The following is a 15,569-nucleotide window of genomic DNA, read 5'->3' on the forward strand; positions in this document are numbered from 1 at the left end:
CATATGCACATGCCGGTGGTTGTTGACCAAAACGGACCTCGGATCTCCGGTTCTGTGTTTCACTCCGAACAAGTGATCAGTAGCCTCGTGGTCGAGCAGCCTCGTCATTTGTGCCGCGCACTCGTGCATGTCGGCGAACCCTCGTCCCAGACGCGTCCGTTGAGCCCCTTGAGCTGGAGACACCAATCGTGACCGACCGTCCCTCCTGGGCCCCGCAGGGCATCGACCTCAGCGTGCCCAGTGTGTCCCGGATCTACGACTACTTCCTCGGCGGTTCGCACAACTTCGAGGTCGACCGGGAGGCCGCCCGCGTCGCGCTGAAGTCCATGCCGGGCGCCCCCAAGATCAGCCAGGCCAACCGCGCGGTCATGCGCCGCGCCGTGCACTTCGCGGTGGACCGGGGTGTCACCCAGTTCCTGGACATCGGTTCCGGCATCCCGACCTTCGGCAATGTGCACGAGGTGGCCCAGGCCGTCAGCCCCGGCGCCCGGGTGGTCTACGTCGACAACGACCCGGTCGCCGTCGCCCACAGCCGCGCGGTCCTCGACGGGGTCGAGAACGCCACCGTCGCCGCCGCCGACCTGCGCGACCCCGAGTCGGTGCTCGACCACGCCGAGACCCGCCGGATGCTGGACTTCGACCGGCCGATCGCGCTCATGCTGGTGGCCGTCGTGCACTTCCTGCACGACGACGACCGCCCCGGCGAGATCATCGCCGCCCTGCGCGACCGGCTGGCCCCCGGCAGCGTCCTGGTGATCACCCACGCCACCATGGAGACCGGCCCCATGCCCTCGGCGCAGCGTGGGGTCCAGGCCGTCTACCAGCGCACCGGCACCCCGCTGATCATGCGCGACCGCACGGAGCTGGAACGTCTCTTCACGGGCTTCGAGATCGTCGAGCCGGGCGTCGTCCCGCTGCCGTACTGGCGGCCCGACACCCCGCCGAGCGACGAGGACGACCCCGCCGTGCTCCACGGCCTCGCCGGTGTGGGGCTGAAGGCGTGAACGCCGGGCCGGCCACGGCCGGTGGTACCCAGACCGGAGTCCGCCCGGGCCCGGACGACAGTCTGCGCCGATTCGCCGCCATCTGGAGCCGGGCGATCTACCCGGTGACCGCCACCTCGATGACCCGCGCGGAGTTCGAGGACCATCTGCTGCCGCTGGCCCGGGTGCTCAGCCAGGCGCTGCGGGCCAGACCGTTCGACCCCCGGGCCGCCGTACCGGTCGGTGCCGCGCTGGTCGCCGCGCACTGCACCGACCCCGAGGCGCTGCCCAGCATCCTCGGCGTCATCGACGCCTATCTGGTGCTCTACTGCCCGCCCGGGCCGGAACTGCCCACCGACGAGAGCCAGGCCCGCTGCTCACGGCTCCAGCACGCGGTGGCCGTCGGCTTCTCCCAGGCACTGCGGGAGCGCACCTTGTACGAGCAGGAGTCCCTGTCGCGCGCCGCGCTCGCCGCCCAGGCCGAGGCCGAACGCGCCCTCGCCGCCAGCGAGGCCCGCTTCCGCGCGGTCTTCGAGGGCGCCGCCGTCGGCATCGGCATCGCCGACCTCGACGGACACGTCCTGGAGGCCAACGAGTCGCTGACCCGGATGTTCGGCTCCGAGGCGCACATCATGCGGCGCAACGTCGGCGACTGGGTCCACCCCGACAACGCCCCCGGCACCCGCGCCCTGAACGGCGAGCTGATCCGCGGCGAGCGCGACGGCTACCACATCGAGAAGGCGTACACCCGGGCCGACGGCTCGGTGCTGTGGGCCAACCTCCAGGTGTCGCTGCTGCGCGACGCGGCGGGCGAACCGCAGTACCAACTGGCGCTCCTGGAGGACATCACCGAGCGCCGGGGTCTGCTGCGGCGGCTGCGCCACCAGGCCACCCACGACGCGCTCACCGGGCTGCCCAACCGGGCGATGTTCTTCGAACGCCTCGACCACGCGCTCGACGACTCCAGCGACATCGGCCGGATCGGCGTCTGCTACCTCGACCTGGACGGCTTCAAGGCGGTCAACGACAGCCTCGGCCACGCGGTCGGCGACCAGCTGCTGGTGGCCGTCGCCGAACGCCTCCAGAGCTGCCTGACCTCGCCCGACCAACTGGTCGCGCGGATCGGCGGCGACGAGTTCGTCGCCCTCTACACCGACCCGCCGGGCCTGCGCGAGGTCACCGCCCTCGCCGACCGCATCCTGGACGCGCTCAGTGCCCCGGTCGCGGTCGACGGCCGCGAACTGCTCGTGCACGGCAGCATCGGCATCGTGCACGGGCCGGTCGGCTCGCGGGCCGCCGCGGATGTGCTGCGCAGCGCGGACATCACGATGTACCGGGCCAAGGAGCTGGGCGGCAACCGTTACGAGGTCGCCGACCCGGTGGCCGACGCCCGCGCCATCACCCGGCACGGCCTGACCAACCGGCTGCCCGGCGCCCTGGAGCGCGGCGAGTTCTTCGTCGAGTACCAGCCGCTGATCGGCCTCGGCGACGGCGCGGTGCTCGGCGCGGAGGCGCTGGTGCGCTGGAGCCATCCGGTGCACGGGGTGCTCGGCCCCGACCAGTTCATACCGCTGGCCGAGAACACCGGTCAGATCGTGCCGCTCGGCCGGTGGGTGCTCGAACAGGCCGCCGCCCAGGCCCGCAAGTGGCAGCGCGAACACGACGAGGGCCACGCGCCGCGGGTCAACGTCAACCTCTCGCCCATCCAGCTGCACCACCCCGACCTGGTCGCCGAGGTCGCCCGGGTGCTGGACGAGACCGGGCTGCCGCCGGGCTCGCTGTGCCTGGAGGTCACCGAGAGCGCGCTGATCGGCGCCGACGAGGACTCGCTCAAGCCGCTGCGGCGGATCGCCGACCTGGGCGTCGAGATCGCCCTGGACGACTTCGGCACCGGCTACTCCAACCTCTCCTCGCTGCGCTGGCTGCCGGTCAGCGTCCTCAAACTCGACCGCGCCTTCACCCTCGGCATGCGCCGCTCGCCCGCCGATCCGGTGGACCTCAAGATCGTGGAGGGCATCGTCTCGCTCGCGCACGGCCTGGGGCTGACGGTCACCGTCGAGGGCGTCGAGACCAGGACACAGGCCGACCATCTGCGGGACCTCGGCTGCGACACGGGCCAGGGCTGGTACTACGCGCGCCCCGGCCCCCCGGAACGCCTCCACACCCTCACCCTCGCCGACGCGATCTGAGCCGACGCCATCTGAGCCGCCCGGCCGGCCCGGCGTCCGCGGGCGGCCCCCACCCCGCCCGTCCGCACCTCACCGGCCCGTCCGGCGCCTGAGGACAAAAGGGACGGGCGGGCGGGGGAAACCCCACCCGAGGCGCACCCCCGTGGTGGAATGGCGTCACCCCGCCCACCCGCCGTGGAGGCCCCCCGCTGAACGCCCCCGCAGCCGAGACCCTCTCCGCCGCCGCCCTTCTGCTCGTTCTCGCCTTCGCCGTACTCCGCCCGTACGGCCGGCCGGAGGCGGCCGCCGCGGTCCCGGCGGCCGTCCTGCTCACCGCCGTCGGCGCGGTGTCGCCGTCCGCCGCCTGGGCCCAGATCAAGGAACTCGCCCCGGTCGTCGGCTTCCTCGCCGCCGTCCTGGTCCTGGCCGAACTCTGCGCCGACGACGGCCTGTTCACCGCCGCGGGCGGCGCCGTCGCGCGGTTCTGCCGCGACGAGCCGCGGCGCCTGCTCGCCGGGGTCTTCGCCGTCGCGGCGCTGGTCACCGCGGTCCTCAGCCTGGACGCGACCGTCGTCCTGCTCACCCCCGTGGTCATCGCCACCGCCGCCCGGGCCGGCGCCCGGCCCCGCCCGCACGTCTACGCCTGCGCCCACCTGGCCAACTCGGGCTCGCTGCTGCTGCCCGTCTCCAACCTGACGAACCTGCTCGCCTTCACCGCGGCCGGTGTGTCGTTCACCCGGTTCGCGGTGCTCATGGCGGTGCCGTGGCTGCTGGCCGTCGGCATCGAGTACGCCGTCTTCCGCCGCTTCTTCGCCGCCGACCTCGCCGTCACCGAGCACCCGCCCGAGCGCGACGAGCCGCCCGCCGTACCGGTCTTCACCCTGGTGGTGCTCGTCCTCACACTGGCCGGCTTCGCGCTCACCTCGCTCGCCGGACTCAACCCGGCCTGGGCGGCGCTGGCCGGCGCGCTGGTGCTGGCCGTACGGGCACTGCGCCGCCGCCGGACCACCGTACGCGGTCTGGTGGCCGCCGCCGGGCCGCTGTTCTGCCTGTTCGTGCTCGCCCTGGGCGTCGTGGTCAAGGCCGTCGTCGACAACGGGCTCGGCGACGCCGCGCGACACCTCCTGCCGGACGGCAGCGGGCTGCCCGCGCTGCTGACGATCGCCGCGTTCGCCGCCGTACTGGCCAATGTGATCAACAACCTGCCCGCCGTACTGGCGCTGCTCCCGATCGCCGCCGCGGGCGGCCCGGGACCCGTGCTCGCGGTCCTGATCGGGGTGAACCTCGGCCCCAACCTCGGCTACGCGGGCTCGCTGGCCACCCTGCTGTGGCGCCGGGTGCTGCGCGAGCACGGCACGGACGCCTCACTGCGCACCTTCACCCGGCTCGGCCTGCTCACCGTGCCGCCGACGCTGCTCGCGTCCACGGTGGGGCTGTGGGCCGCCCTGCGTCTCACCGGGACCTAGCCCGTCACCCGGACGGGGAGGGCCGCCGGCCGTGGACCCGGGCGCGGAGCTGGGTAAGGATCAGGAAAAGAGCCCTGGTGACGGGGGGACGCCGATCGGGCATACTCCAACCGCCGGACTCGTTGATCACCCCGCGCCGTGACCCGGCGCGGGAGCCATCGGGTCCGGGGTACCGACCCATCGGAAGGCCCCGCCACACCCACGGCGGCCGCCACCGTCGCCCCCTACCGGGAGGATGTGCCGCCATGCCGCAGCAAGCCCCGCAGCCGGTTCTCCGGCAACTGCCCACCGAGGAAGCCCGCGACCTGCTGGCGCTCACCCGTGAGATGGCCCAGCGGGAGATCGCCCCCGCCGCGGCCGCCGAGGAGGACGCCGGGCACTTCCCGCGCGAGACCTTCCGCGTGATCGGCCGGGCCGGCCTGCTCGGCCTGCCGTACTCCGAGGAGTACGGCGGCGGCGGACAGCCGTACGAGGTCTATCTCCAGGTGCTCGAAGAGCTGGCCGCGGCCCGGCTGACGGTCGGGCTCGGGGTGAGCGTCCACACGCTGGCGTGCCACGCCCTGGCCGGCTTCGGCTCCAAGGAGCAGCGGGCCGACCACCTGCCCGGCATGCTCGGCGGCGAGCAGCTGGGCGCGTACTGCCTGTCGGAGCCCACCTCCGGCTCCGACGCGGCGAGCCTGCGCACCAAGGCCGTGCGCGACGGCGACACCTGGACCCTTGACGGCACCAAGGCGTGGATCACCCACGGCGGCGTCGCCGACTTCTACACCGTGCTGGCCCGCAGCGGCGGCGAGGGCGCGCGCGGCATCTCGGCGTATCTCGTACCGGGCGACGCGCCGGGTCTGTCCGCGGCCGCGCCCGAGCGGAAGATGGGCATGAAGGGTTCGCCGACCGCCCAGGTGAACTTCGACGCGGTGAGCGTGCCCGACGCCCGGCGGATCGGCGAGGAGGGGCAGGGCTTCGCCATCGCGCTGTCCGCCCTGGACTCCGGCCGGCTCGGGATCGCGGCCTGCGCGATCGGCGTGGCCCAGGCGGCGCTGGACGCGGCGCTCGCCTACGTCATGGAACGCCGGCAGTTCGCCCGGCCGATCGCCGACTTCCAGGGGCTGCGCTTCATGCTCGCCGACATGGCGACGAGGACCGAGGCGGGCCGCGCGCTCTATCTGACGGCGGCCCGGCTGCGGGACGCGGGCCTGCCCTTCTCCCGGCAGGCCGCGATGGCCAAGCTCTTCTGCACCGACACCGCGATGCAGGTGACCACCGACGCCGTACAGCTGCTCGGCGGCTACGGCTACACCGCGGACTTCCCCGTCGAGCGCTACATGCGCGAGGCGAAGGTGCTGCAGATCGTCGAGGGCACCAACCAGATCCAGCGGATGGTCATCGCCCGCCACCTGGTGGGACCGGAGTCCAGGGACGCGTAGCCGGGGCCCGGCGTGGGCTCGGGCGGGCGTCTGCGCGGCGCTCGGGCGGGAGTCCGTCCTGAGCTTCGCCGGAGTCCCGGCGTGGCCCGCACGGGCCTTCGACGGGCCTTCACGGGGGCTTCGGCGGCTCTCCCGGACCTCGGCGGGGCTCTCACCCGGCCGTGACGGGGGCTCGGGAGGCTCCACAAGGGCTTCCGGCGGCTTCACGCCGCCGCGGCTCGGGAGCGCTCCGGCGGGACTTTCGCGGTGCGGGCCGGAACCGGTGTCCGGCCCGCGCCTCAGGCCGCCAGTCGCTGTCCGGGCACCCGTACCGGCCGCAGCGGCCGGGAGCCGGGCCCTCCCACGTGGGAGAACGGCTGGGTACGCCAGTCGAGCCCGGCGGGCAGCGTGAGCAGCGTCGCCAGCTCCTGCTCGGCGTCCGCGCCTTCTCCGTCGAGCGGCCTGGCGTCCGTCACCGCGCGGCCGGAGCCCACGCAGACGGTCAGACCGAACGGGTTCCACGGCGTCGGGCACATGGCGTGCTCCGGCAGGCTCTCGTCGTCGGCGAGGACGGCGATCGGCCGCGCGCAGTCGGGGCAGTAGACCGTCAGGGCGTCCCCGAACTCCTCGTCGAAGACCTCATCGGCCTCCTCGGTCTCCGCGACCAGGGCGGCGAGCACGGAATCGCGTTCGTGCCCCTCCTCGAAGTCCGGCTGGATCCGGTCACTGCGGCTGTGGCGCACATGGTTACGCATGCTGCGTTCCCCCTTGGGTGAATGGCCTCATCGGGCCGGCCCGGCTTCACGCTCTCGGCCATAGCGAGCACTTCCCGCCGTGCTACGCGTGTAATCGCGCCACCGGAAGCCCCGGGGGCGCACGCCGTGTGGCCTTCGTCACATTGTGTGCGCGCGTGACATGTGCGCCCCCGCGGTGCTCCCGCGCACCCCCTCCGCGCCTCTGGGCGTACCCGCCCCTCCGTCCCCAGGACCTGGGCCTTGTACGGTGTCGGGGGCGAGGCCGGTACGGGCCCGCCGACTGGCGGAAACGGCGGATGATGCGAACCAACTGGGCGGGAAATCTCACCTTTTCGGCGCAGCGGGTGCACCGCCCCGCGCACCTGGACGAACTGCGCGCGCTGGTCGCGGGCAGCCCCCGGGTCAAGGCCCTCGGCAGCGGCCACTCCTTCAGCGACGTCGCCGACACCGACGGCGTCCTGATCGACGTCGCCGCCCTGCCCGCGCGGATCGACATCGACAGCGCCGCGGCCACCGTCCGGGTCGCCGCCGGAGTGCGCTACGCCGAACTCGCCGCCGAACTCTGGGCCCACGGCTTCGCGCTGCCCAACCTGGCGTCCCTGCCGCACATTTCGGTGGCCGGCTCGGTGGCCACCGGCACGCACGGCTCCGGCGACGCCAACGGCGGCCTGGGCACCTCGGTCCGCGCCCTCGAACTCGTCACCGCCGACGGCGACATCCGCGCCTTCAGCCGCGAGGAGGAGCCCGACCTCTTCGAAGGGGCCGTGGTCTCCCTCGGCGCCCTGGGCGTCGTCACCCACCTCACGCTCGATGTCGTCCCCGCCTTCCGGATCCGCCAACGGGTCCGTACCGGCCTCGAACTCGCCGACGCCACCGCGCACTTCGACGCGATCACCGGGGCCGCGTACAGCGTCAGCCTCTTCACCGACTGGCGGGCGCCGCGCTTCACGCAGGTGTGGCTCAAGCAGCTCGACGGGGCCCCCGACCCCGAACTTCCCTGGACCGCGCCCGCCACCGGGCCGCTGCACCCCGTCCCCGGCGCGGACCCCGTGCACTGCACCGCGCAGGACGGCCTGCCCGGCCCCTGGCACGAGCGGCTGCCGCACTTCCGGCCCGGTTTCACGCCCAGCAGCGGCGAGGAGTTGCAGTCCGAGTACCTGGTGCCCCGCGCGCACGCCCTGGCCGCCCTGGACGCGCTCTCCGGGCTGCGCGAGGCCATCGCCCCGGTGCTCCAGATCTGCGAGGTCCGTACGGTCGCCGCCGACCGGCTGTGGCTGAGCCCCGCGTACGGGCGGGACACCGTGGGACTGCACTTCACCTGGGTCAAGGACCCGGTCTCGGTCACCCCGGTGCTGGCCCGGGTCGAGGCCGCCCTCGCGCCCTTCGAGCCGCGGCCGCACTGGGGCAAGCTCTTCACCACCGACCCCGGGCGGGTGCGCGACGCCTACCCTCGGATGGCCGACTTCCGGGCACTGGCCGAACGGACCGACCCGGCGGGGAAGTTCACCAACGCCTTCCTGCGGCGGGTGCTGCACCCGTGAGCCGGGCCGTACCGGAGTCCGCGCCCGGGACCGTACCCGGGGGCCCGCCCGCAGCCGTGCCTGAGGCCGCGCCCGGGGCCGTACCGCCGGCCCTTCCCGGGGCCGGGCGGGCGCGTGACCGGGGCGCACCCATGACGGAGACGTCCCCGATGCCGGTAAGGTCAACCGCTGTGGAGGAGCTGGACCGGCACATCGTGGAACTTCTCGTCGCCGACGGGCGGATGAGCTACACCGACCTGGGCAAGGCCACGGGCCTGTCCACCTCGGCGGTGCACCAGCGCGTGCGCAGACTGGAGCAGCGCGGGGTGATCCGGGGCTACGCCGCCCTGATCGACCCCGAGTCGGTCGGCCTCTCGCTCACCGCGTTCATCTCGGTCAAGCCCTTCGACCCCAGCGCCCCCGACGACATCGCCGACCGGCTCGCGGACATCGCCGAGATCGAGGCGTGCCACAGCGTCGCGGGCGACGAGAACTACATCCTCAAGGTCCGGGTCGCCACCCCGATCGAGCTGGAGCACCTGCTCGGCCGGATCCGCAGCCAGGCCGGGGTCTCCACCCGCACCACCGTGGTCCTCTCCACGGCGTACGAGGCCCGGCCCCCGCACATCTGACCGGACGGACCACGAGACCCGACCCGGCACCCCCGACGGCCGCCGCGGGGGAGAGACTGTTCCCCATGCACCACACCTCCGGGGCGCCGGCCCCCCTCACGGCAGCCACCCCTGACCACCCGCCGACCGGCACCGTGCTGCTGCGCGGGGGCTTCGTCTACAGCCCCGCCGACCCGTTCGCCACCGCCATGGTGGTGGACGGCGACACCGTCGCCTGGGTCGGTTCCGAAGGGGCCGCGGACTCCTTCGCCGACGGCGTCGATTCCGTCGTCCAGCTCGAAGGCGCCCTGGTCACCCCGGCGTTCACCGACGCCCATGTGCACACCACCGCGACCGGGCTCGCCCTCACCGGCCTCGACCTGACCGGCGTCCGCACCCTGACCGAGGCGCTGGCCCGTACCGCCGCACACGCCGCCGCCAACCCCGGCGACCGGGTGCTGCTCGGCCACGGCTGGGACGAGACCGGCTGGCCCGAGCGGCGCCCGCCGACCCGCGCCGAGCTGGACGAGGCGGTCGGCGGCCGGCCGGTCTATCTGACCCGCACCGATGTGCACTCCGCGGTGGTCAGCAGCGCCCTGCTCGACCTCGTCCCCGGGGTCGCCGAGCTGTCCGGCTTCGACCCGCGGGCGCCGCTGACCGCCGACGCCCACCACGCGGCGCGGCGGGCCGCGTACGCCGCCGTGACCCCCGGTCAGCGGGCCGCCGCCCAGCGGGCCGCGCTGCGGCACGCCGCCGCCCAGGGCATCGGCACCCTGCACGAGTGCGCGGGCCCCGACATCTCCTCCGAGGACGACCTGACCGGGCTGCTGGCCCTCGCCGGGGACCCGGAGCCGGGACCGCGGGTCTTCGGCTACTGGGCGCAGGCCGTGAGCACCCCCGCCGACCTGGACCGTCTCCATGACCTCGGCGCGGTCGGGGCGGGCGGCGACCTCTTCGTGGACGGCTCCCTCGGCTCCCGTACCGCCTGGCTGCACGCGCCCTACGCCGACGCCCCGCACACCGGCGTGGCCCACCTCGACCACGAGACCGTCGCCCGCCATCTGACGCTCTGCTCACAGGCCGGGGTCCAGGCCGGCTTCCACGCCATCGGCGACGCGGCGATCAGCGCGGTGGTCTCCGGCGTACGGGCCGCCGCCGAGGCCGTCGGGCTCGACCGGGTACGGGCGCTGCGGCACCGCGTGGAGCACGCCGAACTGATGACCGACGAGACGATCGCGGCCTTCGCCGAATTCGGCCTGGTCGCCTCCGTGCAGCCCGCCTTCGACGCGGCCTGGGGCGGCGCCGACGGCATGTACGCCCAGCGGCTCGGCGCCGAGCGGGCCGCCGCGCTCAACCCCTTCGCCGCCATGACCCGCGCGGGCGTGCCGCTGGTCCTAGGCTCCGACAGCCCAGTCACCCCGCTCGACCCGTGGGGCGCGGTACGGGCCGCCGCCTTCCACCGCACGCCCGGCCACCGCATCTCCGCCCGGGCCGCGTTCAACGCCCACACCCGCGGCGGCTGGCGGGCCGTCGGCCGCGACGACGCCGGCGTGCTCGTGCCCGGGGCGCCCGCCGACTACGCCGTCTGGCGGGTCGGCGACCTCGTGGTGCAGACACCCGACGAGCGGGTCGCCAACTGGTCCACCGACCCCCGCTCCGGCACCCCCGGCCTGCCCGATCTGACCCCGGGCGGTGATCTGCCGACCGCGCTGCGTACGGTGGTCGGCGGGCGTACGGTCCACGCGCGGCCGAACGGGTGAGCGGAGGTTGCCGCATGCGTCCGAACGGTGTGCCCTCGGCCTGTCGCGGCAGGCCGCAAGGCACTGCACTGACCTGCTGATTTGGTGAAAGTCCGCAGGTCAAAGGGGTGTTGACAGTTGCTGGTCGGAGGCGAGTAGGTTCGGCCGAGTCCACCACAGGACGTCGGACCGGGGGCTCTCCGCGGTTGCGTCGAACGTCGCTGGGCCATGGGGCGCCGCGCCGCACGGGCGCGCCGCCACTGGCAGCCAGGTCCAGCGCCCGCGACGCGGAACGCGGGGGCTCTTCCCACCACCCCGGGAGGGGACGGCGGGGAGTGCCGCCCGATCGACAGGTGTGACCCGGGAAGGGCCCGGACGCCCAGTAGACAACGGCCTCGGTGCCGACCCGCAGCCAGCGGGTCCCAGGTCGGCCCGAAGGTCGTCCGGGCCCGTTCCGCGATATGCCCTGCGGGCGGCTTGGGGGGACTGGGGCGGCGTTCTCTCTCGCCTGCGGCGGGGCGGGTGGCCCTGGCGGGCCCGGCGTGGCGTTGACCCCTGTAGGGCGGTTCGGCACCGCCGGGCTGCTTCGTCTCGCGTCCCGCCGTCGCGGCGGGGAGAAGTTGGCCCTTGGGGCCTGGCTCGGCGTGGGGCCGCTGACGGGCGGTTCGGCACCGCCGGGGTGCTTCGTCTCGCGTCCCGCCGTTGCGGCGGGGAGGAGATTGGCCCTTCGGGCCGGGGCGCGCGGTGGGCCGCGGTCTGCCGTCGCGGCGGGGAGGAGATCGGCCCTGGCGGGCCTGGCGTGGCGTTGACCCCTGTAGGGCGGTTCGGCACCGCCGGGCTGCTTCGTCTCGCGTCCCGCCGTCGCGGCGGGGGAGAGATTGGCCCTTCGGGCCGGGTGTGGCGTTGGCCTCTGTAGGGCGGTATGGCACCGCCGGGCTGCTTCGTCTCGCGTCCCGCCGTCGCGGCGGGGAGGAGATTGGCCCTCCGGGCCGGGTGTGGCGTTGGCCTCTGTAGGGCGGTATGGCACCGCCGGGCTGCTTCGTCTCGCGTCCCGCCGTCGCGGCGGGGAAAAGTTGGCCCTTGGGGCCGGGGCGGTGGTGGGCCGCGTCCCGGCCCCGGGGAGGAATTCGGCCGGTGGGGCGCGTCCCGCCGTCGCGGCGGGGAGGAGATTGGCCCTTCGGGGCCGTTCCGCTGCGGCGGGCCCCGCGCGAGGCCCGGCGTATGCGGCCGGTGGGGCGGGCGCGGATGGCGGGAAAGGGGTGGGAACGGCGGGCTGACGTCCTTCCCGGGGCCCACAGGAGGTACCGTCACCTTCCACCACCTCTTCACCTGCAGGAAGGCCGCGAACGTGCGCCTGCGCCCCGCCCCCGACCCCGCGGCGCCCCCGGCCGGGCCCGGCCGGGGACCGGGACCCGCCGCCGAGGCCGTTGTCACCGCGCCGCCCCCCGAAGGCGGGCCCGGCCCGGCCTCGCGGTGGCGGCGGCTGCGCGCGGTCGCCCGCCGGGCCGCGCCCGGCACGGCCGTGGCCGTCGTCTCCGGTCTCGCCCTGACCCTGGCGTTCCCGCCGTTCGACGTGTGGCCGCTGTCGATCGTCGCGGTCGCCGCGCTGTCCCTGCTGATGCGCGGCCGGACCGTGGGTCAGGGCGCCTGGCTGGGCTTCGCGTTCGCGCTGCCGTTCTTCATCTGGCTGCTGGCCTGGCTGCGCGTGGTCGGCTGGGACGCGGTCGTGGGTCTTTCGGCCATCGAGGCGGCCTTCGTCGCCTCGCTCGGCGCCTGCCTCGTGCTCAGCCAGAAGCTCCCCGGCTGGCCGCTGTGGGCCGCGTGCCTGTGGGTGGCCGAGGAACTGGCCCGCGACCGGCTGCCGTTCGGCGGCTTCCCGTGGGGCCGCCTCGCCTTCGCCAACACCGGCTCCCCGTACACCCCGCTCGCCGCGCTCGGCGGCGCCCCGCTGGTCAGCTTCGCGGTCGCGCTCAGCGGCACCCTGCTGGCCGCCGCCGCGCTCGCCGCCGTACGGCTGTGGAGGCGTCAGGGGGCCCTGCGTACGGCCCTGCCGGGGGCCGGCGCGCTCGTCCTGTCCGGGGCCGTGCTCTGCGCGGGCCTGCTCGTACCGGTGCACACCAATGCCACCGACCACGTACGCATCGCCGTCGTGCAGGGCGACGTCCAGCAGCCCGGGATGCACTTCCTGGGCCGGCCGATGATGATCCTCGACAACCATGTCCGGGCCACCCTCAAGCTCGCCGCCGACATCAAGGCCGGCCGGGTGCCCAAGCCCGACCTGGTGCTGTGGCCGGAGAACTCCTCCGACCTGGACCCCTTCTCCAACCCGGCCGCGTACGACAAGATCACCCAGGCCGTGCAGGCGGTCGGCGTGCCCGTACTCGTCGGCGCCCTGGTCGACGGCCCGGACAAGACCCACGTGCAGAACGAGGGCATCGTCTGGGACCCGGTCACCGGCCCCGGCGCCCACTACACCAAGCAGCACCCCGTGCCCTTCGGCGAGTACGTGCCCTTCCGCGCCCAGCTCACCAAGGTCATCCACCGCCTCGACGAGATCCCGCGCGACTTCTACCCCGGCAAGGGCACCGGCGTGCTGCGGATCGGCCCGGCCCGGCTGGGCGACGTCATCTGCTTCGAGGTGGCCTACGACGGCATCGTGCGCGACACCGTGAACGCCGGCGCCCGGGCCATCGTCGTACAGACCAACAACGCCACCTACGGACGTACCGGACAGCCCGAACAGCAGCTCGCCATGTCCAGGCTGCGCGCGATCGAGCACGGCCGGGCCGTGGTCACCGCGGCCACCAGCGGGATCAGCGCGATTGTCGCGCCGGATGGGAAGATCGAGCAGCGCAGCGCGGAGTTCACTCAGCAGGTACTCAGTGCCGATATCCCGCTGCGCGACGAGAAAACCGTCGCCGATCGCGTCGGTGCGGTGCCGGAGTGGACTCTCGCTATCGTGGGGCTCCTGTCCTGTGCGGCCGCTGTCGCGATCGGCAGGCGCGACCGCGACCGCACGGCGAAAGGGCAAAGGCAGCAGTGAACGAGGACGAGCAGCGGAGTTTCGGCCCGCTCGGCAAGGTCCTGGTCATCATTCCGACCTACAACGAGGCCGAGAACGTCAAGCAGATCGTCAAGCGGGTACGGTCGTCCGTCCCCGACGCGGACGTTCTGGTCGCCGACGACAACAGCCCCGACGGCACCGGCAAGCTGGCCGACGAGCTGGCCGCCGGCGACGAGCAGGTGCACGTGCTGCACCGCAGGGGCAAGGAGGGACTGGGCGCCGCCTACCTGGCCGGTTTCCAGTGGGGAATCGACGCGGGCTACGGCGTCCTGGTCGAGATGGACGCGGACGGCTCCCATCAGCCGGAAGAGCTGCCACGGCTGCTCACGGCACTCAAGGGCGCCGACCTCGTCCTCGGCTCGCGCTGGATTCCCGGCGGCCGGGTGGTGAACTGGCCCAAGTCCCGCGAGTACCTCTCGCGCGGCGGCAGCACGTACTCCCGGCTGCTGCTGGACGTGCCGATCCGTGATGTCACCGGCGGATACCGGGCGTTCCGCAAGGAGACCCTGGAGGGCCTGGGCATGACCGAGGTCGCCTCGGCCGGCTACTGCTTCCAGGTCGACCTGGCCTGGCGCGCGGTCAAGGCGGGCTTCCACGTGGTGGAGGTGCCGATCACCTTTGTCGAGCGGGAGCGCGGCGACAGCAAGATGAGCCGCAACATCGTGGTCGAGGCGCTGTGGCGGGTCACGGCGTGGGGTGTCGGGGCGCGGGCGAACAAGATCACCGGGCGTAATCCGTAGCCTGCGGCAGATCGCCGTAGCCGGCCATGGATCTCCGTAGCTTGATAGCTTGCCGTGGCTCTACGGCTCCGGCTGCCCTCGGGTGGGGGCAGCGGGTGGCCGCCGGCAGGGGCCGGTGGGGGCCGGTCAGGACCGGTGAGGGTCGATGGGGGTCGTCACTTGAGGATGTTGACGGCCCGGGCCACCACGAGCACGACCGTCAGCAGGGACACCGCGGCCTGGAGCAGCATCAGCATCTTCGCCGACCGGGCCAGCGGCATGACGTCGGTGGGGCTGAACGCGGTGGCGTTGGTGAACGACAGATAGAAGTAGTCGAGGAACGTCGGCTCCCAGTGCGCCGGCGCGACCTCGGGCACCTGCATCTGGACGAAGAGGAAGTCGGGTGTCTGGCGGTCGGCCCGGGCCCGGGCGATCGGACCGCCGCGGTCGTACTCCCAGTACCAGAGCGCGAAGGCGATGACATTCGTCAGCCAGATCGAGCCGCCGATCGCCAGCAGTGGACCCGCCCCTCCGCCTTCGGTGCCGCGGATCAGGCCCTGGACCAGCCGGACGGCGGCGATCGCGTTGGTGGCGCTGAGCAGGGCGGTCAGACCGAGGCCGGTCCAGCGGTAGGCGCGTGAGCCGCGCTCGATGCGGTGCGGATTGGCCGCGATCAGGGCGAACAGCAGGGCCAGCTCGATGCCGGGCGTCAGCCACTGCGGGTGGATCGCGAAGCGCGCGGGCAGCGCGATCTGGAGCGCGACAGCGGCCAGGACGGCGGCGCTGGAGGCCCAGCGGGTCTCACCCCGGGTGATACGGCGCCAGGCCGGGACAAGCCGCTGCTCGGCCTCGGCGAGGCCCCGGGCGGGGCCTCCTGGGGCGGGGGCGCCGCCGTGCGCGGGCGCGACGCGGGCGGCGTCGGTGAGCAGGGCTTCGATCCGGGCGAGGCGGGCGGTGACGGTGTCGTCGGCGGTGTGGGCGGTGTCGGCGGCGGGGGCTTCCGGGGCCCCTTCGGCGGGCCGGCCGGCGGGCTCGTCGGAGGGCTCGTCGGCGGTGGTGCGGTCGTCGTCGGCCCGGCTCTCGCGGCCGTCGCCGGGGAGGTCATGGCCGTCGTGGCCCTGGTTGTGCGTCACACGGGGCA

At 74.0% G+C, this 15,569-nt stretch carries 11 protein-coding genes; 9 read left to right on the forward strand and 2 right to left on the reverse strand.

From position 1 onward, the window contains the following. Positions 1-188: 188 nt before the first annotated feature. From OHA30_RS31010 to OHA30_RS31025, 4 genes are all read left to right on the forward strand, one after another. Positions 189-1,004: an SAM-dependent methyltransferase gene (locus tag OHA30_RS31010; protein WP_328917179.1), complete on the forward strand. Its 816-nt coding sequence runs from the start codon at positions 189-191 to the stop codon at positions 1,002-1,004. After that, positions 1,001-3,172 (forward strand): putative bifunctional diguanylate cyclase/phosphodiesterase, encoded by a 2,172-nt coding sequence (locus OHA30_RS31015; protein WP_328917180.1) that lies wholly within the window; start codon positions 1,001-1,003, stop codon positions 3,170-3,172. The genes OHA30_RS31010 and OHA30_RS31015 overlap by 4 nt, the downstream gene beginning before the upstream one ends. Before the next feature lie 188 nt (positions 3,173-3,360). Continuing rightward, the gene (locus OHA30_RS31020) at positions 3,361-4,617 is read left to right on the forward strand and encodes an SLC13 family permease (RefSeq protein WP_328918064.1); all 1,257 of its coding nucleotides are present in this window, start codon (positions 3,361-3,363) and stop codon (positions 4,615-4,617) included. 245 nt (positions 4,618-4,862) lie between these two features. Continuing rightward, positions 4,863-6,041, forward strand: coding sequence for an acyl-CoA dehydrogenase family protein (locus OHA30_RS31025; RefSeq protein WP_328917181.1), 1,179 nt, complete (start codon positions 4,863-4,865; stop codon positions 6,039-6,041). 278 nt (positions 6,042-6,319) lie between these two features. On the opposite strand, the gene OHA30_RS31030 is transcribed toward OHA30_RS31025, so the two are convergent. Then, positions 6,320-6,775, reverse strand: coding sequence for a hypothetical protein (locus OHA30_RS31030; RefSeq protein ID WP_328917182.1), 456 nt, complete (start codon positions 6,773-6,775; stop codon positions 6,320-6,322). A 296-nt stretch (positions 6,776-7,071) separates the two neighbouring features. Here OHA30_RS31030 and OHA30_RS31035 point away from each other — a divergent pair, with 296 nt between their 5' ends. From OHA30_RS31035 to OHA30_RS31055, 5 genes are all read left to right on the forward strand, one after another. Continuing rightward, positions 7,072-8,316 (forward strand): FAD-binding protein, encoded by a 1,245-nt coding sequence (locus OHA30_RS31035; protein ID WP_405784986.1) that lies wholly within the window; start codon positions 7,072-7,074, stop codon positions 8,314-8,316. A 170-nt stretch (positions 8,317-8,486) separates the two neighbouring features. Beyond that, positions 8,487-8,927 (forward strand): Lrp/AsnC family transcriptional regulator, encoded by a 441-nt coding sequence (locus OHA30_RS31040; RefSeq protein WP_328917183.1) that lies wholly within the window; start codon positions 8,487-8,489, stop codon positions 8,925-8,927. 65 nt (positions 8,928-8,992) lie between these two features. After that, positions 8,993-10,666, forward strand: coding sequence for an amidohydrolase (locus tag OHA30_RS31045; RefSeq protein ID WP_405784984.1), 1,674 nt, complete (start codon positions 8,993-8,995; stop codon positions 10,664-10,666). A 1,333-nt stretch (positions 10,667-11,999) separates the two neighbouring features. Continuing rightward, positions 12,000-13,688, forward strand: coding sequence for an apolipoprotein N-acyltransferase (lnt, locus tag OHA30_RS31050; protein WP_405786026.1), 1,689 nt, complete (start codon positions 12,000-12,002; stop codon positions 13,686-13,688). Next, positions 13,685-14,449, forward strand: coding sequence for a polyprenol monophosphomannose synthase (locus OHA30_RS31055; RefSeq protein ID WP_328917184.1), 765 nt, complete (start codon positions 13,685-13,687; stop codon positions 14,447-14,449). The genes lnt and OHA30_RS31055 overlap by 4 nt, the downstream gene beginning before the upstream one ends. A 155-nt stretch (positions 14,450-14,604) precedes the next feature. On the opposite strand, the gene OHA30_RS31060 is transcribed toward OHA30_RS31055, so the two are convergent. Then, positions 14,605-15,561, reverse strand: a complete 957-nt coding sequence (locus OHA30_RS31060; protein WP_328917185.1) for a hypothetical protein — start codon at positions 15,559-15,561, stop codon at positions 14,605-14,607. Positions 15,562-15,569: the final 8 nt, after the last annotated feature.

Origin of the sequence: Streptomyces sp. NBC_00223, from assembly GCF_036199905.1 — a bacterium.
GTDB lineage: Bacteria > Actinomycetota > Actinomycetes > Streptomycetales > Streptomycetaceae > Actinacidiphila.